The sequence below is a fragment of the Streptococcus humanilactis genome, assembly GCF_019448275.1.
Classification (GTDB): domain Bacteria; phylum Bacillota; class Bacilli; order Lactobacillales; family Streptococcaceae; genus Streptococcus; species Streptococcus humanilactis.
In genome coordinates this window covers 651,567-671,899 of record NZ_JAHXBZ010000001.1, presented here as the reverse complement: position 1 = coordinate 671,899, position 20,333 = coordinate 651,567, and the positions used below count along the sequence as shown (strand labels likewise).

Here is a 20,333-nt window from a genome sequence, read left to right as displayed (position 1 = left end):
AGAACTAGGGTTGAAAGCTAGTTCTTGAGGTTTTTAGGTTATTTTATTTAGAGTGATTTCTCAACTATCAAACTGGACTTCTTCTAGTAGATAGTCGATAAAGCGTTCGCCCATCTTAGATAGGCTGGTTTTTTCATGCTGGATATAGACCAGCTCAATGGGGTCATCAATATCCAATGGGATAGAAACGATATTGTCTCCGTTGAGGTTGCTGTTCAAAATCCCTGTCGCAATGGTATAACCATCCAAACCAATCAAGAGATTAAAGAGGGTGGCACGGTCACTAACCACGATGGATTTTTTGTGGTGCTCTTGGGAAAGGATCTCTTCTGAAAAGTAGAAGGAGTTATGCGTCCCTTGGTCATAGCTGAGGTAAGGGAAGTTTTCCAAATCAGACAGTTTCACCTTGTCTTTCTTTGCCAGAGGGTTGGTCTTGCTGACAAAGATATGAGGTTGCGCTGTGAAGAGATGGTGAGCCAGCAGGTGATTGTCATCCAGCATCTTGGTTAAAACATCACGGTTGTAGCTGTTCAAAAAGAGGACACCGACCTCACTACGGAAGTTCTTGACGTCGTCGATAATTTCCCAAGTCCGAGTTTCACGAAGGAAGAGCTCGTATTTCTCCATATCACTTTTCTTAAGTAGCGATACAAAGGCGTTAACCACAAAGGCATAGTGTTGAGACGAAACGCTAAAGAGTTCGCGGTGGGCGACAGGATTTTTATAACGTTCCTCCAGAAGCTGGGTCTGCTCGACAACCTGACGGGCATAAGAGAGGAACTCCATCCCATCACGGGTCAAGGTGATACCCTTAGGATTACGAATAAAGATTTCAATGCCCATTTCATTTTCCAAATCTCTCACAGCATTGGAAAGACTCGGCTGAGTGATAAAGAGTTGCTTGGCTGCCTCATTCATGGAGCCAGTTTCGACGATTTTGATAATATAATGTAATTGTTGAATTCTCATGTTTTTATTGTACCACACTTGCGTCAGAATCGCCAAAGAAGATAGGAAAATCAAGAGCATTGTGTGAGTCTCTTCTTGAAAAAAACACAAAATTTTGCTAGAATGAGTCTTATGAAAACATTCTATGATGTGCAGCAATTCCTCAAACGATTTGGTATTATTGTTTACATGGGAAAACGCTTATATGATATTGAACTGATGAAGTTGGAGCTCTCTCGGATTTACGATGCAGGGTTGATGGACAAATTAGACTATCTAGAAGCAGAAGCGGTTCTTCGCAGAGAGCACAAGGTAGAATTGGATTATATTGAGAAAAATGGAGAAAAGAACTAATGGTTACTTGGATTTTGTGGGCACTTATACTAGCAATGTTGGCGTGGATGGGCTTTAACTATCTTCGTATTCGCCGTGCGGCTAAAATTGTAGACAATGAGGAGTTTGAAGCCTTGATTCGTACGGGTCAATTGATTGATTTGCGCGACCCAGCAGAATTCCACAGAAAACATATCCTTGGGGCCCGCAATATTCCTTCAAGTCAGTTGAAAACTAGTCTTGCAGCCCTTCGTAAAGATAAACCTGTCCTTCTTTACGAAAACCAACGTGCGCAACGTGTGACAAATGCAGCCCTTTATTTGAAAAAACAAGGTTTTTCTGAGATTTATATCCTTTCTTATGGCTTGGATTCTTGGAAAGGGAAAGTGAAGACTAGCTAACCTTATTTCCAAATTAGTCGAATGATAGGATGAAGCTATTGTTTTATAGTATAATTAATTTGTATAAAATTTAAGGAGTTCTTAGAACATGAAAGAAAAGAAGAAAAATCCACTTTTTGTGGGTATTTTGTCGATTATTCTTGGTTTGTTATTTCCAATTGTAGGCCTGATTTTGGGGATCATAGGATTGGTCTTGGCTTTTTCATACCAAAAAGAATCTGGACTAGACTATAAAACAGAAAAAATTCTCAACATCGTAGGACTTGTGGTTTCTGTACTTAACTGGATTGTAGCCGTCGCAGTATTTTTTAGATAAGCAATAAACAAAAAGCTTTTAACATAAAGCTTTTTTCTTTTATCCACTTTTCTCTAAGTGATTTTTAATGATTTCCAATTCCTCTGGATTCAAAGGACGGCATTGACCTTCTGCTAGTTCTGGGTCTAATGTAAAATCACCGAATTGAACTCGTTTGAGTGAGGTCACCTTGACACCAACTGAGAGGAACATTTTCTTGATTTGATGAAATTTTCCTTCTGAAATGGTGATAGAGGCTTGGCTGTGGGAAAGACTTGCAGATAGAATCTCTAGTTTTGCAGGTTTACAGATAGTGCCATCTAAAAAGACAATTCCTTTTTGAAAGGTTTGGATATGGTCAGGTGTCAGAAGTCCATTAACCTCAACTTGGTAGGTTTTATCAACATGATACTGAGGATGGAGGAGCTGAAAGCCCAAGGGACCGTTATCGGTCAAGAGAAGGAGTCCTGTTGTATCTCGGTCCAGTCGGCCGACGGCATAGAGCTTGTCAGACTGGATGTCAGGCGGAAGGAGGTCCATGACGGTTGGAAGTTTCTTGTCTTTGTTGGCTGTAACGACACCAGTAGGCTTATGAAGCATAAGATAGGTGTGCTCATAGCCTTGAATGATTTGGTCCTGAAAAAGGAGTTCCTGTAGTCCTGTATCGATATTTTGGGCTAGGGAGCGGGCTGGGCAACCATCGACGAGAATTTCCCCTTTGAGGAGTGCTTGCTTCATGGCCTTTCGGCTAACTTTTTCTTGGGCTAATAAATTATCTAAACGCATACTGTGCCTATCTTATCATAAGTCGCTTGCTTTGAAAAGGCTTGACGTGAAAAGAAAAGCATAGTGAAAACATTTACACTTGCTTGAGTTATGTTATTTACCTGAAATTATGGTATAATCGTTCAGTTAGAAAATAAATTTTGAATATTATAGAGGAAATCATGACAAAATTAAGAGAAGATATCCGTAACATTGCGATTATCGCCCACGTTGACCACGGGAAAACAACCCTCGTTGACGAACTATTGAAACAATCAGAAACGCTTGATGCACGTACTGAATTGGCTGAGCGTGCTATGGACTCAAACGATATCGAAAAAGAGCGTGGAATTACCATCCTTGCTAAAAATACAGCCGTTGCCTACAACGGAACTCGTATCAACATCATGGACACACCAGGACACGCGGACTTCGGTGGAGAAGTTGAGCGTATCATGAAAATGGTTGACGGTGTTGTCTTGGTCGTAGATGCCTACGAAGGAACCATGCCACAGACTCGTTTCGTATTGAAAAAAGCTTTGGAACAAGACCTTGTCCCAATCGTGGTTGTTAACAAAATCGATAAACCATCAGCTCGTCCAGCTGAAGTAGTGGACGAAGTCTTGGAACTTTTCATCGAGCTTGGTGCAGATGATGACCAGCTTGATTTCCCAGTAGTGTATGCTTCAGCTATCAACGGAACTTCTTCATTGTCAGATGATCCAGCTGACCAAGAAGCTACTATGGCACCAATCTTTGACACGATTATCGACCATATCCCTGCTCCAGTAGATAACTCAGATGAGCCTTTGCAGTTCCAAGTGTCACTTTTGGACTACAATGACTTCGTTGGACGTATCGGTATCGGTCGTGTCTTCCGTGGTACTGTTAAGGTTGGGGACCAAGTTACCCTTTCTAAACTTGACGGCACAACTAAAAACTTCCGTGTTACAAAACTCTTCGGTTTCTTTGGTTTGGAACGTCGTGAAATCCAAGAAGCTAAAGCGGGTGACTTGATTGCCGTTTCTGGTATGGAAGATATCTTTGTCGGTGAAACCATTACTCCGACAGATGCAGTAGAAGCTCTTCCAATCCTACACATCGATGAGCCAACTCTTCAAATGACTTTCTTGGTCAACAACTCACCATTTGCTGGTAAAGAAGGTAAATGGGTGACTTCTCGTAAGGTGGAAGAACGCTTGCAGGCAGAATTGCAAACAGACGTTTCCCTTCGTGTTGACCCAACTGATTCACCAGATAAATGGACTGTTTCAGGACGTGGAGAATTGCACTTGTCAATCCTTATCGAAACAATGCGTCGTGAGGGATATGAACTTCAAGTATCTCGTCCAGAGGTTATCGTAAAAGAAATCGACGGTGTTAAATGTGAGCCATTTGAGCGTGTACAAATCGACACTCCAGAAGAATACCAAGGGTCTGTTATCCAAAGCCTTTCTGAACGTAAAGGTGAAATGTTGGATATGATTTCAACTGGTAATGGTCAAACTCGTTTGGTCTTCCTTGTTCCAGCGCGTGGTTTGATTGGATACTCAACTGAGTTCTTGTCAATGACTCGTGGTTACGGTATCATGAACCATACCTTCGACCAATACTTGCCATTGATTCCAGGGGAAATTGGTGGACGTCACCGTGGTGCCCTTGTTTCTATCGATGCTGGTAAGGCTACAACTTACTCAATCATGTCTATCGAAGAACGTGGTACAATCTTTGTCAACCCAGGTACTGAGGTTTATGAAGGAATGATCATCGGTGAAAACTCTCGTGAAAATGACTTGACAGTTAACATCACTAAGGCAAAACAAATGACTAACGTTCGTTCAGCTACTAAGGACCAAACAGCTGTTATCAAGACACCTCGTATCTTGACACTTGAAGAGTCTCTTGAGTTCTTGAACGACGATGAGTACATGGAAGTAACGCCTGAGTCTATCCGTTTGCGTAAACAAATCCTTAACAAAGCAGAGCGTGAGAAAGCTAACAAGAAGAAAAAATCAGCTGAATAAGAGCTAGAAAGAGATAAAGATGGTTTATTTAATCATAGGACTCCTCTTATTACTACTCTATGTATTTGCGACACCAGAAAGCATTAAAGGGACAGTCAATATCGTCCTTGTCGTCTTTGCTTTCGTAGCACTCTTGATTTTGCTCATGTTGTCTGTCCTGCAAATCTTTCAGCTACCGACAGAATTCTTCATCGCAATCGCTATGCTTTTCCTAGCATACTTTAGCTTGCGAGATATTACCCTCATGTCGGTCAGTAAAAGTAAAAGAAGATAAAAAGAGAGTTTTGGCTCTCTTTTTTTGTAGAAATTTTACAATAGTTTGAATTGCCTTTTACTATAACATCATCTCTTTTGCTTGTAAAGTATAAAGGCGGAAACTGGAATAAAATCCGCTAATGTCATCTATTTTTTAAGAAATTATAAAACTTCATTACTAATGATATCTTAGTAAAACATGTTGATAGATTATATAGAAAGTGATATACTTAAGTTATAAGAAACCGTTTTCGAAACGAGGAAGGATTAAATTTATACTCAATGAAAATCAAAGAGCAAACTAGGAAACTAGCCGCAGGCTGTACTTGAGTACGGCAAGGCGACGTTGACGCGGTTTGAATTTGATTTTTGAAGAGTATTATTGTCTTGTTGTTCAGGGTGTGATTGATTAAACTAGGAAAATAATTCTAAGAATTTATAAAAGATAAAATCTTTATTCTATAGGGTTATTCTCTTTTACAAGGAGTCTACTATGAAGAAACTATTCATATTATTATCAACTTTTTTTCTCAGCTTCTTCCTTGCTTGGATTATTGTCTTACGTGCGCCACAATATTTGTATGCAAGCTATGATTCCGTCTCCTTACTTCGTGTCAAAAAAGATACTCAGGAACCGACGCGTGAGGTATTTGAAAAGGAATTAGAGAATTTTGTAAACTCAGAACAGAGTTTAATAGCTAGAAGAATCGTAGAGCCGAGTAAGGATGGGACAACTCACTTTACTTATGCAACTTATGGTCAGGGAACTTTACCAAAAGAATTCCAAGAAGCTAGCCAAGAAAGTCGTGAACGTAGTGATCCGCTAAATAGTTATCTCCTTTTGTCAGGCTCCTTGACGAAAGAAAAGCTTGCCGATAAATTAGGAGATTTGGGTTATAAAGCAATTCCTGACCGAAAGACACCGCCCTATACTCTTGCTTTTAGAATGTTACTAATTCCCCTTATTTTAATTAGTTTAGCAATATTTGGCTTATCTTTCTTTGCTCTAGTGATTATTACTCGGATTAAGGAAATGAGAGCAGCAGGTATAAAACTCTTTTCTGGTCAGACTCTCTTATCCATCATGGGGCATTCTTTATCTACTGATATCAAATGGCTCCTTCTATCAGCCCTCCTTTCCTTCCTAGGTGGGGGAGTCGTTCTTTTTAGTCAAGGTTTGTTTTATCCTATCTTGTTAGCCACCTATGGTTTTGGGATTAGTTTCTATCTGTTGTTTTTATTGGCGATTTCAATTTTACTAATGCTTCTTTATCTAATGAGTTTGAGTTACAAAGCATTAGTTCCCGTTATTAAGGGGAGATTACCCCTTAAACGCTTGATGGCTTTAACCCTATTGTGTCAGTTAGTAGCTGTTTTTACAGTAGGCTACGCCGTTAAGACAGGTTTGACGTCTTACCAACGATTGAAAGAACTTGAAATTTCAAAACAAGCATGGCAGGACAGAGCAGACTATTACCAGATTTCCTTTGGCTTAGGTGATAGAGTAAAAGATACAGAAAATCAGAATAAGTGGTATGCCTTTGCCAAGGAAGCAATCGAAGAAGAACAGGCTCTATTTGTAAAAGATAATCTCATTCATTTTGCCAATCCTCAAGGAAAAAATGAACAAGGAGAGACACTGGATACCTATAGTCCAGATGCTAATACGCTCTATGTTAGTCCCAGTTATTTGGACAAGGAAAAGGTCGTGGTAGATGCTGAGACCAAACAGAAGTTAGCCCATCTCCAAAAAGGTGAGTTTATCCTCTTGCTCCCAGAACATTTGCGCTCTCGAGAAGCAGAACTTAAGAAAGTTTTTGAAGAAAAATTGAGTGATTATGGAAAATCTGGTGAGGAGGAAAGTGCTCCTTTAGAGTATGAAATGAGAGCGATTGTTAGTTATCTTCCAACTGGAGAAAAGCGGTTTGTTTATAATAACGGTGAAAGTCCAGTATCTATTCAGTACTTAACCGATCCGATTTTAGTTGTATTTACTCCAACATCTACAGGTGATAGTTTCATTTCAAAATATGTTTGGTCTATCAATGCTGGAAAACAACTCTTTATCAAAGGATATGAGAGTGGGCTAGAACTCTTAAAGAAAGCTGGAATTTATGAGCAAGTATCCTATCTTAAAGAAGGAAGAAGTGTTTATCTAACTCGTTATAATGAAGTTCAAACTGAAACAGCAACTTTAATCTTAGGAGCTATTGTTGGGATAGCCAGTTCCTTGTTACTCTTTTATTCTGTCAATCTTCTATATTTCGAGCAATTCCGCCGAGATATCTTGATTAAACGAATTTCAGGCTTACGATTTTTTGAAACACATGCTCAGTATATGGTTAGCCAATTTGCCAGTTTTGTATTTGGTGCTAGTCTCTTTATTTTAAGCAGTCGAGACTTGGTGATTGGCTTGCTCACTTTATTAGTCTTTCTAGCTAGTGCAGTTCTGACGCTTTACCGTCAAGCGCAGAAAGAATCTCGTGTTTCTATGACAATTATGAAAGGAAAATAGGATGATTGAACTAAAGAATATATCTAAAAAATTTGGAAGCCGTCAGCTATTTTCAGATACGAATCTTCATTTTGAAGGTGGGAAAATTTATGCCTTAATCGGTACAAGTGGCTGTGGTAAGACAACACTCTTGAATATGATTGGACGATTAGAGCCATATGACAAAGGACAAATCATCTATGATGGCACCTCTCTTAAAGACATTAAGCCCTCTGTTTTCTTTAGAGATTACTTGGGATACTTATTTCAAGATTTTGGCTTAATTGAAAGCCAAACCGTCAAAGAGAATCTCAATCTGGGTTTAGTTGGTAAAAAGTTGAAGGAAAAAGAGAAAATCTCTTTGATGAAACAAGCTCTAAATCGTGTAAACCTCTCTTATTTAGATTTAAAGCAACCTATATTTGAGTTATCAGGAGGAGAAGCACAACGTGTTGCACTAGCGAAGATAATTTTAAAGGATCCACCTTTGATTCTCGCAGATGAACCAACCGCTTCACTAGACCCCAAAAACTCTGAGGAATTACTTTCTATCCTAGAATCTTTAAAAAATCCGAATCGGACCATCATTATTGCGACCCACAATCCTCTGATTTGGGAGCAAGTGGACCAAGTCATTCGAGTTACCGATTTATCACATAGATGATATGGCAAGATTCAGTTAGAAGAAAGAGTCACAAACACACTTTGTGGCTTTTTTATTTCCATAAAAATGGTAAAATAGTAGGAGTAGAAATGGAGTTCGAGACATGAAAGTAATAGATCAATTTAAAAATAAGAAAGTCCTTGTTTTAGGCTTGGCCAAGTCTGGTGAATCTGCAGCACGTTTGTTGGACAAGCTAGGTGCCATTGTGACGGTAAATGATGGGAAGCCTTTCGAGGACAATCCAGCTGCCCAAAGTTTGTTGGAAGAAGGGATCAAGGTTATCACAGGTGGCCATCCTTTGGAACTCTTGGATGAAGAGTTTGCCCTTATGGTGAAAAATCCAGGTATCCCTTACAGCAATCCCATGATTAAAAAGGCATTGGCCAAGGGAATTCCAGTCTTGACTGAGGTGGAATTGGCTTATTTGATTTCTGAAGCACCGATTGTTGGTATTACTGGTTCAAATGGAAAAACAACCACAACGACTATGATTGGGGACGTTTTGACTGCTGCTGGGCAACATGGTCTTTTATCAGGGAATATCGGCTATCCAGCTAGTCAAGTGGCCCAAACTGCGTCAGACAAGGACACGCTTGTTATGGAACTTTCTTCTTTCCAACTCATGGGCGTTCAAGAATTCCATCCTGAGATTGCGGTTATTACCAACCTCATGCCAACCCATATCGACTACCATGGGTCATTTGAGGAATATGTAGCAGCCAAGTGGAATATCCAAAACAAGATGACAGCGGCTGATTTCCTTGTCTTGAACTTTAACCAAGACTTGGCAAAAGAATTAGCTACTAAAACACAAGCTACAGTTGTACCATTCTCAACACTTGAAAAGGTTGATGGAGCTTATCTGGAAGATGGTCAACTCTACTTCCGTGGGGAAGTAATCATGGCAGCTAGCGAAATCGGAGTTCCAGGTAGCCACAATGTAGAAAACGCCCTTGCGACGATTGCTGTAGCCAAGCTTCGTGGTGTAGACAATCAAACTATTAAAGAAACTCTTTCAGCCTTTGGTGGTGTCAAACACCGTCTTCAATTTGTAGATGAAATCAAGGGTGTTAAATTTTATAACGACAGTAAGTCAACCAATATCCTGGCTACTCAAAAAGCCTTGTCAGGCTTTGACAACAGCAAGGTCATTTTGATTGCAGGTGGTTTGGACCGCGGCAATGAGTTTGACGAATTGGTGCCAGACATTACTGGACTCAAGAAGATGGTCATCCTGGGTCAGTCTGCCGAACGTGTCAAACGGGCAGCAGACAAGGCTGGTGTGGCATATGTGGATGCGACTGATATTGCAGATGCGGCCCGCAAGGCCTATGAACTTGCGACTCAAGGAGATGTAGTCCTTCTCAGTCCTGCTAATGCTAGCTGGGATATGTATGCTAACTTTGAAGTACGTGGCGACCTCTTTATCGACACAGTAGCGGAGTTAAAGGAATAATATGAAAAAAATTGTCTTTACAGGTGGGGGGACGGTTGGACACGTGACCCTCAACCTTTTGTTAATGCCCAAGTTCATCGAAGATGGCTGGGAAGTCCACTATATCGGAGATAAACGTGGCATCGAACATCAAGAAATCCTCAAGTCGGGGCTAGATGTCACCTTCCATTCCATTGCGACTGGCAAATTGCGTCGCTATTTCTCTTGGCAAAATATGCTGGACATCTTCAAAGTTGGCTGGGGAATTGTCCAGTCGCTCTTTATTATATTACGACTTCGTCCACAGGCTCTTTTTTCAAAGGGAGGCTTTGTCTCAGTACCGCCTGTTATCGCTGCGCGTGTGTCAGGAGTGCCAGTCTTTATTCACGAATCTGACCTGTCTATGGGCTTGGCCAATAAAATCGCTTATAAATTTGCGACGAAGATGTATTCAACCTTTGAGCAAGCTTCGAGTTTGTCTAAGGTCGAGCATGTGGGAGCAGTGACCAAGGTTTCAGACCAAAAAAGTCCAGAACCAGATGAATTGGTAGATATTCAAACTCACTTTAATCCTAAATTGCCAACTGTATTGTTTGTCGGTGGTTCTGCAGGCGCTCGTGTCTTTAACCAATTGGTGACAGACCATAAGAAAGAACTGATAGAGCGCTACAATATTATCAATCTAACTGGAGATTCTAGCCTGAATGAGTTGAACCAAAATCTTTTTCGTGTTGATTATGTGACCAATCTCTATCAACCCTTGATGGAATTGGCGGATATTGTTGTGACACGAGGTGGTGCCAATACGATTTTTGAGCTCTTGGCGATGGCAAAATTACATGTCATTGTGCCGCTTGGGCGTGAAGCTAGTCGTGGTGACCAGATTGAAAATGCAGCTTACTTTGTAAAAAAAGGCTATGCAGAAGATCTTCAAGAAAGCGATTTGACCTTGGATAGTTTGGAAGAGAAGCTTTCTCACTTACTAAGTCACAAGGAAGACTATCAAGCCAAGATGAAGGCTTCTAAGGAATTGAAATCTCTAGCAGATTTTTATCAATTGTTGAAAAAAGATTTATCATAAGGAAAGTAAATGTCAAAAGATAAGAAAAATGAGGGCAAAGAAATCCTCGAAGAATTGAAAGAGTTATCAGAATGGCAGAAACGAAACCAAGAATACCTAAAAAAGAAGGCTGAAGAAGAGGCGGCCCTAGCTGAGGAGAAGGAAAAGGAAAGACAAGCTCGAATGGGAGAAGAATCTGAGAAATCAGAGGACCAGGAGAGTGAAACAGACCAGGAAGATGAAGAATCAGCTAAGGAAGAGTCTGAGGAAAAAGTAGAATCCTCAGAGGGTGACAAAGAGGAAGAAGAGAAAGAAGAATCAGGGTCTAAAGAGGACGAGGAACAGGATAAAAAGCTTGCTAAAAAGGCTACAAAGGAAAAACCAGCCAAAGCAAAGATTCCTGGCCTCCATATCTTGCGAGCTCTAACGATTTTATTTCCAAGTTTGCTTTTATTGATTGTCTCTGCCTACTTACTCAGTCCTTATGCGACCATGAAGGATATTCGTGTTGAGGGAACGGTTCAAACTACGGCTGATGATATTCGACAGGCTTCAGGCATTCAGGATACGGATTATACGATTAACCTTCTGCTAGACAAGGCAAAATATGAAGAGCGGATCAAGTCTAATTATTGGGTTGAATCAGCTCAACTTGTCTATCAATTTCCAACCAAGTTTACTATCAAGGTTAAGGAATATGATATTGTAGCCTATTATATTTCTGGTGAAAACCATTATCCTATTCTTTCCAGTGGTCAGCTTGAGACCAGTGCTGTGAGTTTGGTCAGTCTACCAGAAACTTATTTATCAGTTCTGTTTAATGATAGTGAACAAATCAAGACTTTTGTCTCAGAACTTGCTCAAATTAGCCCAGAACTCAAGGCGGCTATCCAAAAAGTGGAATTAGCCCCAAGCAAGGTGACTTCAGATTTAATTCGATTGACCATGAATGATTCGGACGAAGTCTTGGTTCCGCTTTCTGAAATGAGTAAGAAACTGCCTTATTACAGTAAGATTAAGCCTCAATTGTCAGAACCGAGTGTGATTGACATGGAAGCTGGAATTTACAGCTACACTGTAGCAGATAAATTAATTATGGAGGCTGAGGAAAAAGCCAAAAAAGAGGCCGAAGAAGCTGAGAAAAAGCAGGAAGAAGAACGTAAACGTTTAGAAGAAGAACAGAAAAAACAAGAGGAAGAGAGCAATCGAAATCAAACGACCCAGCGCTCATCGCGTCGCTAGGTTTACCTTTTCTCTTATAGTTCTTTAGTTGCCATGTTTTTACTTGACAAGTGCTAGTAGAAATAATAGAATAATAGAAAACCTTTAAAGCAGTCCAGAGAGGCAGCTAAGGTTAGACGGTGAAAGGGTGGAGACTACCCATTTTTCGTGGAACCTTGCTGTTGGCAGGTTCCTTTTTTCGTGATTTCTTGTGGCCAGACTCTCTCACTAGCAAAGGTAAAAGGAGAAACCTATGCGAGAACATCGTCCAGTTATTGCTCTTGATTTTCCTAGTTTTGAGGCGGTCAAGGAATTTTTAGCTCTTTTTCCAGAGGAAGAAAGCCTTTATCTAAAGGTAGGGATGGAGCTTTATTACGCAACGGGGCCTGAGATTGTGTCTTACTTGAAAGATTTGGGTCACAGTGTCTTTTTGGATCTCAAGCTGCATGACATTCCTAATACAGTCAAGTCAGCCATGAAGGTCTTGTCTCAGCTTGGTGTGGACATGACTAATGTACATGCCGCTGGCGGCGTAGAGATGATGAAGGCGGCGCGTGAAGGTCTTGGAAGTCAAGCAAAATTGATCGCTGTCACTCAGCTGACCTCAACCTCAGAAGCTCAGATGCAGGAGTTTCAAAATATCCAGACAAGCCTGCAAGAGTCTGTGATTCATTATGCCAAGAAGACGGCTGAAGCGGGATTAGACGGTGTTGTTTGCTCGGCTCAGGAAGTGCAAGTCATCAAGCAGGCTACCAATCTAGATTTTATCTGTCTGACACCGGGCATTCGTCCTGCAGGTGCTGCAGTGGGAGATCAAAAACGTGTTATGACACCTGCTGATGCCTATCAAATCGGCAGTGACTATATCGTAGTGGGACGTCCCATTACCCAAGATGAGGATCCTGTTGCAGCTTATCATGCCATCAAGGATGAATGGACACAGGACTGGAATTAAAGAACTAGATTAGAAAAATAAAAGGAGAATACCATGACACTTGCTAAAGATATCGCTAGCCACCTCTTGAAAATTCAAGCCGTTTACCTCAAACCAGAGGAGCCTTTCACTTGGGCATCTGGTATCAAGTCACCGATTTATACTGATAATCGTGTGACATTAGCCTATCCAGAAACTCGTACTCTCATTGAAAATGGTTTTGTGGATGCTATCAAAGAAGCCTTTCCTGAGGTAGAAGTCATTGCAGGAACTGCGACGGCAGGGATTCCTCACGGAGCTATTATTGCTGATAAGATGAACTTGCCATTTGCCTACATCCGTAGTAAACCAAAAGACCACGGAGCTGGTAATCAAATCGAAGGTCGCGTAGCTCAAGGTCAAAAAATGGTAGTGGTTGAAGACCTCATTTCAACTGGTGGTTCTGTGCTCGAAGCCGTAGCCGCAGCTAAGCGAGAAGGAGCAGATGTGCTTGGAGTTGTAGCGATTTTCAGCTACCAATTGCCAAAAGCAGACAAAAACTTTGCAGATGCAGGTGTCAAACTTGTAACGCTTTCTAACTACAGTGAACTCATCCACCTAGCCCAAGAAGAAGGCTATATCACACCAGAAGGACTCGATCTTCTAAAACGCTTTAAAGAAGACCAAGAGAATTGGCAAGAAGGTTAGGTCAGTAAGATAAAGAGAGACGAGTCTGGGACAAAAATCTAACTTAAACATAAAAAACGAACAAAAAATGAGTTATCTAACAATTAGAATTCTGTTTTGTTCGTTTTTTTGTATAATCTATCGATTTTTAAAATTTATAATAAAGAATTTCTAAAATTAAAATCTTTTTGTCCCGGACTCTTTTAACCATTTTATTTAAAATATGACAATATTTTAAATAAAATAATTGACAGCGCTTTCTTTTACTGATATAATGAAAATATAATATGTATCAAATTGATCAATCAACTATCTTGTTTATCACTTTTTAGGAGGACGATGTCATGAAAAGAAGAAAAATATATTCCCTTTTTTGCGTAGTTACAATTGCAGCTAGTTTGTTTCTCCCTACAGTCTTAGCTAGACAGGTTGGAGATTATGATTTAACGTTGCCGCGTTTTCATTCGGATACAACTAGTGCGCTTGAGAAAGAAAACGCCTCTGCTGGAATTAATAATAATTACAGTACTGGTGGCGGTAAAACGTTAAATACCTCTATTCGTAGCGCCTATAGTGGGGCAGATATCACTACAGTATATCAATTGAGTTCTGGCTCTAGGATTGTCATGTACTATAATGGAGGTGGTGATAATTATATTGGTTCTGATACTAGATTAGCTATGGCGCCACAGTTTGGAAATCATGTAAGAATTCATACTTCAGGTTCTTGGAGTCCAGATTCTTATTAACTTACTTGTCAGAGTAAGCCTTAAAGATGGTTGATTGTGGGTGTAGCATGAAAAAAGAATGCTACACCCTATTCTTATTATAAGGAGGAGTTGGGATGGAATTTTTTATTTGTAATCTTGTACGAGTCGTTAAATCACCTCGGTTTTATATGTCTTTATTTTTGACCCTTCTTTGCATGAGTTTAGGAAATTTCATTGCTTTCAATGGTATTTATAAAATTGAAGGTTTATCGATTTTTTTTGCCGCTTCTTCTATTAGAGGATTTTCACCGATTAGCCTAGTAGCTGCACTTATCTGTACACTGCCCTATTCTAGTCAGATAATAGAGGATGCTGAGAGTCATTTTCTAACAGCACAATTGTGTCGAATTTCTAAAAAGAAGTATCTGGCTATTGTGGGTAGTACTGTAATTATTTCTTCTTTTCTAGTCTTTTTTCTCCCCTATTTATTATTATTAGGAATTAATCTTTTAGTGACTCCTTATCAGGAAATTTATATTGGAGACTATAGTGGTGCCTTAAAAGAATTATTTGATTCTAATCAGTTTCTCTATAGTCTTGTAACGACTCTCTGGTATGGAGTTTGGGGCGCTGTGTTCTCTATTTTTGGACTAGCTAGTGCTTTGCTAGTGAAGAAAAAATTAGGAGCTATTTTCATCCCAGTTGCCTATATGATGGTTGGGGGTATTTTTTGGGGTATTTTAGAGCTATCTTACTTAGAACCTGTGACAACATTAGCTTTGGGATATCAGAAAGATATCAGTCTTTCCTTAGTTAGTGGGCATCTTGCTTTTATTTTATTTGTTAGTTGTTTGGTTGTTTATGGTACATTTTTTCTACATTCAGAGGACTACGTATAATGAAACAATTTGTTCAATTTTACAAAAAAGATTTTTTATCAGTATTGGTTTATTTTATATTACTGCTATCCTGTATTTTATCTAGTACAGTATATTTACTGCGATGTCGCCAATATTCAATCCATCCAAATGTATTAGAATGGCTCTTAGTCTTACTTCAAGATATTACGACTGGAGTATATTGCTTTCCGTTCACATATATATTATTCTTTTTTCATTTGATGAATAACTATTTTAATAGGTTGGAGTGCCGCATTCGTCTGAAATCAATTAAGCACTTTACCAGTTTTAGTTTCAAATTAGCAGCTCTTAGTACGGGGATTTGGACGGCGACTTTATTTTTATTGATTTTTCTAATTGCATTTAGTAATGGTTTTAGCTTTTCTTTGGAGATAAAGGAGGTTGATTTTTTAAGAGAATTTTATGGTATAAGTATTGCAAACAATGCTAGTTTCTTTATAGGATTTTTTTTCTCTTATATAGCATACTATTTCTTTTTATCCTTACTTACTATTAGCAGTTTTTCTTGGTTTAAAAAATCAAACATGAGCTTAGTATTTCTGTTTACTTTTTTATTTGTAGAATCCTTATTCTGGATTTATCAGTTGAACAATGGGATAATTGGATTATTGCCAATTTTTCAGTATATGGTAAATTCCAATCCGTATGCATTGATTTATTGGCTTACATTACTATCTATCATAATTCCATTGACTGTATTTTCTGTTCATAGAAACTGGAGGAGAGTGTAAAAGTTGGAAATGGGAAAGTTAAGTAGTCACATGTGGAGGTTGAATCAGATAATCTATACCAAGTACTTTTGGGGTTATGTTCTTTTTTGGATATTGATTTGTTTAGGATTATGGTATTGGTTAGAAGGAAATGATAGACTTGTTATAGAAATTTTAAAAGGGCCTAATCTGAGTCAAAACTCTTTTTTAGTCTTATCTATATGGTTGCTTCATTGGTTTATTATTCATACATTTTTTCTAGCAGTTGTATATCGTAGAAGAGCATCCGATTTCTTTATGGAAGTGATTCGATTTTCTTCTATTAAGCTCTGGATTAGGTATCAGATTTGGACCTGTTTTCTTTATGGACTCGTTTTAATCATGGTAAAAGTTCTAGTGATTCAATTTATGTTACAGTTACCAAACTGGGATATAGGAGTTTTGTTTATAGTTGATTTTTTGAATGTTTGTGTGCTATCCTTGCTTTGCTTTACGTTATACATACTAGGAGCGAATGAGCAAATGAACTTTTCTTGTGTTAGCTTCTTTTTACTCATGATTGTGTTTGGCAGTTTGTTTGTGGGGAATCGAACCAATTATCTATTTTATATTCTGAATAGAGGAAATGGAGATATAGGACGAGATCTATTTCTTCAGTTGCTATTTTTAGTCTTTCTTTTTAAAAGCATTTTCTATTTCACTCGTCAAAAGAGGAGGTTTATAGAATGAATGAAATAATTACATTAAAAAATATTCAGTTGGAATTAAAAAAAACATGTGTTTTTCAAAACCTTAATTTTAGTTGTAAACAGGGGGAAATTATAGGAATTACTGGTGCGAATGGCTCAGGGAAAAGTGTATTGTTTAAATTAATAGCTGGTTTATATAGTCCGTCTTATGGAGAAGTGTTAATCAATGGGGAAAATATTGTTCCTGAGAGAAAAATTCCAGCTAATTTGGGAGCTTTGATTGAAGAACCTGGTTTTATAAATTATTATAGTGGCTTTAAGAATTTACAATATTTGGCAAGCATACGAGGAGTAGTTGGTAATCAGGAAATCAATGATACACTGAAAATAGTTGGTCTATATGAGCAAAAAGACCAGAAAGTTAAAACTTATTCGCTAGGTATGAGGAAAAAGCTAGGGATTGCTCAAGCAATTATGGAGAATCCCTCTATTCTTTTACTAGATGAACCTATGAATGCCTTGGACAAATCAAGTGTAGAAAATATGAGAACATTGTTTAGAAAGCTCTCTAGTGAAAAAGGGACAACAATTTTGATTGCTAGTCATAGTGAAGAGGATATTCGTATCTTATGTGATAAAGTATATGCAATAGACGATAAAGTATGTACACTGTGTTCAGATTGAACATATTAGATAGACTCAGGATGTTATAGGTAAAATCTTAAAAAGGGATTGGAGCTTAAAATCCAGTCCCTTTTAAGAGTTAATGACTAGTCAACTTTTCCACCTTCAACAACCAGGTCATCTGCTTTAGCAGCGTCACCGTAGGTTGGGTGGAGTGTTTTTTCGTAGGCCTTGTGGAAGAAGTTTTCTTTGCCTAATTTTTCAATATCCTTATTGATGAAGTCTAGCAATTCTTGGTTGCCTTTTTGAACTGCTGCCGCAATGGTATCTGGATTACCGAGGGAAGTAATGCCTACTTCAAATCCTTTGTTTTCAAGCGCCCAAGCTAGGACTTCCGTATTGTCAGTAGAGAAGGCATCTCCACGTCCGTCAAGAAGGGCTTGGTAAGAGTCACTGTATTGGTCGTATTTTTGGAGTTTGATTTCTGGATGATTCTTTTCAAAATAAGTTTCAGCGGTCGTTCCTTTTGTAACAATCAAGGTTTTGCCTTCTAATTGTTTGACATCTGTAATAAGACCGGTCTTAGGTGATACGACACCCAGAGAAACTTTCATATATGGAAGGGCAAAATCAACTTGTTTCTTACGTTCATCAGTTACTGTAAAATTGGCAAGAGTAATATCCACCTTGTTTGAAATCAAGTATTCAGCACGGTTGGCAGCATCGACTGAAACGTATTTGACCTTGACACCAAGGTCTTGTGCTAATTGGTTCCCAAGTTCAATATCGTAACCTTGGTAAGAACCGTCATTGTCAACGTAACCAAAAGGTTTCTTATCTCCAAACACGGCGATTCGTAGCTCACCGCTTTTTTTGATTTCATCAATTGTGCGAGCCTTGGCAGTGGTTTTACCAGATGGTGCACCAGCATTTCCACCTGAGCTACAAGCTGTGACAAAGATAAGGGCGAAGGCAAGTGCCAAAACAGTTAAGAGTGGTTTGAATAGTTTCATAAGAATCTCCTTTATAGATATGAGCCAAATTGGCTAAAGTCAAAGACGTTTAAAAATTCCTGAGCTCGTTTGGTTTGAGGATTGGTAAAGAAGGCTTGAGCTGTTCCCTCTTCAGCAATTTTCCCTTTGTCGAGGAAGATAATCCGATCGGCAATAGCTTGGGCAAACTGCATTTCATGGGTTACTAAAATCATGGTACGGCCTTCTTGGGCCAAGTCATTTATGAGTTCCAGCACCTCACGCACCATTTCTGGATCCAGCGAAGCAGTCACTTCATCAAAAAGGATGATTTCTGGATGCATGAGGAGGGCACGGACAATTGCAACCCGTTGCTTCTGTCCACCAGATAATTGACGCGCAAAGCTATGTTGTTTATCCAGCAAACCAACACGTTCTAGTAATTGCAAAGCTTCTTCCGTTACTTCCTTCTTGTCTCTTCCCTGAGCCTTGATAGGACCTAGGATGAGGTTTTGTAAGACATCCAGATGGGGAAAGAGTTCATAGCTCTGAAAGACCATGCCAATTTTTTGGCGAACTAGGTGAAAGTCTTTTTTATTTTCAACGATAGACTGACCGTCCAGCAGGATATCTCCACCTTGAATACTTTCTAAGCCATTGAGACAACGAAGCAGAGTACTTTTCCCACAACCAGATGGCCCCAGAATAACTACAACTTCCCCTTTATTGATTTGTAGGGATAGACCTTGGAGGATGGAATTGTCTCCAAAGGATTTTTTTAGTTCCTTGATTTCTAAGATAGTTTCAGACATTTAGTTCCTCCAATGTTTTTCTAAGTGAGTGGATAGTTTGGAAATTGGAAAGCAGACTGCGAAATACAAGACCAGAATGGTTCCATAAATCCAGAAGGAAGCAGTTGGGATGGTCAGGCGATTGCTATCGATGATTTGTTGTCCAACCTTGGTAACCTCTACAACTCCAATCAAAACGACCAAGGAAGTAGTTTTAATCATCCGAGTGACAAGGTTAATGGCCTGCGGTAGCAGTCTTCTCAAAACCTGTGGGATGATAATGTGGTAGTAAAGTTGAACATTGGTCAAGCCGAGTGCCTGTCCGCTTTCAAACTGATGCTTAGGGAGGGAAGTGATAGCTCCACGGACCAAGTCCCCCATTTCAGCTGTTCCCCAGAGGGTGAAAACGATAATAGCAGAAGTCTCACCTGAGATATTGATATTAAAATTTCGAGCCAAGCCAAAGTAAACGATGAAGAGTAGCACCAGCTGGGGCATGATACGGATAAATTCCAGATACAATCGTGTTAAAAATCGTATGATTCTAGAATGGGAGGTCATGATGATTCCCATGACTGTCCCGAATATCATGGATAAGAGGACAGTCAGGATGGATATCCCAATCGTAACGCCCAATCCCTGTAAGATTCTCAGGAGATTATTTCCCTGAAAGAGTACTTGGATTCCCGAATCCTGCATGGCGGAGCCTCCTTTCTATCCAGCTAAAGACCAGTGAGATGGGTAGAAGCATGATCAGATAAGCAACTACCAACATAGCTAGCGCAATGTCTGTTTCATAGTAGAGCCCAATCAAGTCTTTGGCGACGTACATGAGGTCGGCCAAAGCTACTGCTGAGAAAACAGAGGTTTCCTTGATGAGGAAAATGACATTGGCACTAAAAGACGGTAGGGCCACCGCTGTTGCTTGTGGAAGAACCACATAGCGAAAGACCTGTACAGGTGTCAGACCGATAGCGAATCCAATCTCCTGCTGGGTTTGACTGACGGCTTCCAGGCCACTTCGGAAAGATTCTGCCATATAGGAGCCTCCTAAAAAGACCAGTCCTAAAGTGGCACAGACTTCTGAAGATAGGACAATCCCTACTCTAGGAAGTCCGAAGTAGAGAAAGAAGAGTTGAATCAAAAGGGGCGTATTGCGTGACAATTCAATATAGGCTGTCGCTACTTGCGCCAAAACAGGGATGCGGTAATGCCGGATGATACTAACGATTAAACCGAGCAGAAAGGATCCCAAAATTCCCCAAACTGCAATATGCAAGGTCAGAAAGAATGCCTTTTGATATAGTGGTAGATATTGTTCAACAATGGACCAATCCAAAAATAGAACCTCCCATCTAGAAATAATACAGTTATTGTAGCACTTAAAATCTTCTTTGGATAATATCTATTTTTTATTGCCGTT

23 protein-coding genes are annotated in these 20,333 nt (G+C 39.5%); 17 read left to right on the top strand and 6 right to left on the bottom strand.

Annotated elements, in window-relative coordinates; genetic code table 11:
* Nucleotides 1-60: 60 nt before the first annotated feature.
* Nucleotides 61-969 carry a LysR family transcriptional regulator gene (locus KV696_RS03205; RefSeq protein WP_001222592.1) on the bottom strand — a complete coding sequence of 303 codons (909 nt, stop codon included), beginning with the start codon at nt 967-969 and terminating at the stop codon, nt 61-63.
* 63 nt (nt 970-1,032) lie between these two features.
* Between KV696_RS03205 and KV696_RS03200 the strand changes: the two genes are divergently transcribed.
* The 3 genes from KV696_RS03200 (at nt 1,033) to KV696_RS03190 (ending at nt 1,998) form a co-directional block, all read left to right on the top strand.
* Nucleotides 1,033-1,302 carry a YqgQ family protein gene (locus KV696_RS03200; protein ID WP_000051787.1) on the top strand — a complete coding sequence of 90 codons (270 nt, stop codon included), beginning with the start codon at nt 1,033-1,035 and terminating at the stop codon, nt 1,300-1,302.
* On the top strand, nt 1,302-1,682 hold the full coding sequence (locus KV696_RS03195) for a rhodanese-like domain-containing protein (RefSeq protein ID WP_000259256.1): 381 nt from the start codon (nt 1,302-1,304) through the stop codon (nt 1,680-1,682). Before KV696_RS03200 ends, KV696_RS03195 begins: the two co-directional genes overlap by 1 nt.
* Before the next feature lie 88 nt (nt 1,683-1,770).
* Nucleotides 1,771-1,998: a hypothetical protein gene (locus KV696_RS03190; protein ID WP_173876389.1), complete on the top strand. Its 228-nt coding sequence runs from the start codon at nt 1,771-1,773 to the stop codon at nt 1,996-1,998.
* A 39-nt stretch (nt 1,999-2,037) separates the two neighbouring features.
* On the opposite strand, the gene KV696_RS03185 is transcribed toward KV696_RS03190, so the two are convergent.
* Nucleotides 2,038-2,763, bottom strand: a complete 726-nt coding sequence (locus tag KV696_RS03185; RefSeq protein WP_219966828.1) for a 16S rRNA pseudouridine(516) synthase — start codon at nt 2,761-2,763, stop codon at nt 2,038-2,040.
* A 161-nt stretch (nt 2,764-2,924) separates the two neighbouring features.
* On the opposite strand from KV696_RS03185, the gene typA reads away from it, so the two are divergent.
* The 14 genes from typA (at nt 2,925) to KV696_RS03115 (ending at nt 17,208) form a co-directional block, all read left to right on the top strand.
* Nucleotides 2,925-4,766 (top strand): translational GTPase TypA, encoded by a 1,842-nt coding sequence (gene typA, locus KV696_RS03180; protein WP_000164111.1) that lies wholly within the window; start codon nt 2,925-2,927, stop codon nt 4,764-4,766.
* Between the two features lie 19 nt (nt 4,767-4,785).
* The gene (locus tag KV696_RS03175) at nt 4,786-5,040 is read left to right on the top strand and encodes a DUF3165 family protein (RefSeq protein WP_000262673.1); all 255 of its coding nucleotides are present in this window, start codon (nt 4,786-4,788) and stop codon (nt 5,038-5,040) included.
* Nucleotides 5,041-5,514: 474 nt separating this feature from the next.
* Nucleotides 5,515-7,536, top strand: coding sequence for a bacteriocin-associated integral membrane family protein (locus KV696_RS03170; RefSeq protein ID WP_219966827.1), 2,022 nt, complete (start codon nt 5,515-5,517; stop codon nt 7,534-7,536).
* A 1-nt stretch (nt 7,537) separates the two neighbouring features.
* Nucleotides 7,538-8,179, top strand: a complete 642-nt coding sequence (locus KV696_RS03165; protein ID WP_000571283.1) for an ABC transporter ATP-binding protein — start codon at nt 7,538-7,540, stop codon at nt 8,177-8,179.
* A gap of 103 nt (nt 8,180-8,282) precedes the next feature.
* Nucleotides 8,283-9,635, top strand: coding sequence for a UDP-N-acetylmuramoyl-L-alanine--D-glutamate ligase (murD, locus tag KV696_RS03160; RefSeq protein ID WP_219966826.1), 1,353 nt, complete (start codon nt 8,283-8,285; stop codon nt 9,633-9,635).
* A 1-nt stretch (nt 9,636) separates the two neighbouring features.
* Nucleotides 9,637-10,695 carry a UDP-N-acetylglucosamine--N-acetylmuramyl-(pentapeptide) pyrophosphoryl-undecaprenol N-acetylglucosamine transferase gene (locus tag KV696_RS03155; RefSeq protein ID WP_219966825.1) on the top strand — a complete coding sequence of 353 codons (1,059 nt, stop codon included), beginning with the start codon at nt 9,637-9,639 and terminating at the stop codon, nt 10,693-10,695.
* A 9-nt stretch (nt 10,696-10,704) separates the two neighbouring features.
* Complete coding sequence (locus KV696_RS03150; protein WP_219966824.1) at nt 10,705-11,916, top strand: cell division protein FtsQ/DivIB; 1,212 nt, start codon at nt 10,705-10,707, stop codon at nt 11,914-11,916.
* A gap of 232 nt (nt 11,917-12,148) precedes the next feature.
* Entirely contained in the window at nt 12,149-12,850 is a 702-nt protein-coding gene (pyrF, locus tag KV696_RS03145) for an orotidine-5'-phosphate decarboxylase (protein WP_023943173.1), read from the top strand.
* A 33-nt stretch (nt 12,851-12,883) separates the two neighbouring features.
* Nucleotides 12,884-13,516: an orotate phosphoribosyltransferase gene (gene pyrE / locus KV696_RS03140; protein ID WP_000170896.1), complete on the top strand. Its 633-nt coding sequence runs from the start codon at nt 12,884-12,886 to the stop codon at nt 13,514-13,516.
* A gap of 323 nt (nt 13,517-13,839) precedes the next feature.
* Nucleotides 13,840-14,244, top strand: coding sequence for a hypothetical protein (locus tag KV696_RS03135; protein ID WP_023943170.1), 405 nt, complete (start codon nt 13,840-13,842; stop codon nt 14,242-14,244).
* 95 nt (nt 14,245-14,339) lie between these two features.
* Entirely contained in the window at nt 14,340-15,104 is a 765-nt protein-coding gene (locus tag KV696_RS03130; RefSeq protein WP_023943168.1) for a hypothetical protein, read from the top strand.
* Nucleotides 15,104-15,856 (top strand): hypothetical protein, encoded by a 753-nt coding sequence (locus KV696_RS03125; protein ID WP_033682780.1) that lies wholly within the window; start codon nt 15,104-15,106, stop codon nt 15,854-15,856. Before KV696_RS03130 ends, KV696_RS03125 begins: the two co-directional genes overlap by 1 nt.
* Nucleotides 15,857-15,865: 9 nt before the next feature.
* Entirely contained in the window at nt 15,866-16,564 is a 699-nt protein-coding gene (locus KV696_RS03120) for a hypothetical protein (RefSeq protein ID WP_192855400.1), read from the top strand.
* A complete protein-coding gene (locus KV696_RS03115) occupies nt 16,561-17,208 on the top strand; it encodes an ABC transporter ATP-binding protein (protein WP_023943164.1) in 648 nt (215 codons plus the stop codon). The genes KV696_RS03120 and KV696_RS03115 overlap by 4 nt, the downstream gene beginning before the upstream one ends.
* A gap of 86 nt (nt 17,209-17,294) precedes the next feature.
* Here the strand turns inward: KV696_RS03115 and KV696_RS03110 are convergent, their stop codons facing one another.
* The 4 genes from KV696_RS03110 to KV696_RS03095 are packed head-to-tail and all read right to left on the bottom strand — an operon-like array spanning nt 17,295 to nt 20,249.
* Nucleotides 17,295-18,161: a cysteine ABC transporter substrate-binding protein gene (locus KV696_RS03110; protein ID WP_023943162.1), complete on the bottom strand. Its 867-nt coding sequence runs from the start codon at nt 18,159-18,161 to the stop codon at nt 17,295-17,297.
* Between the two features lie 11 nt (nt 18,162-18,172).
* Nucleotides 18,173-18,931 (bottom strand): amino acid ABC transporter ATP-binding protein, encoded by a 759-nt coding sequence (locus tag KV696_RS03105; RefSeq protein WP_219966823.1) that lies wholly within the window; start codon nt 18,929-18,931, stop codon nt 18,173-18,175.
* Nucleotides 18,932-19,609 (bottom strand): amino acid ABC transporter permease, encoded by a 678-nt coding sequence (locus tag KV696_RS03100; protein WP_219966822.1) that lies wholly within the window; start codon nt 19,607-19,609, stop codon nt 18,932-18,934.
* The gene (locus tag KV696_RS03095) at nt 19,569-20,249 is read right to left on the bottom strand and encodes an amino acid ABC transporter permease (RefSeq protein ID WP_049522084.1); all 681 of its coding nucleotides are present in this window, start codon (nt 20,247-20,249) and stop codon (nt 19,569-19,571) included. The genes KV696_RS03100 and KV696_RS03095 overlap by 41 nt, the downstream gene beginning before the upstream one ends.
* Nucleotides 20,250-20,333 lie beyond the last annotated feature (84 nt).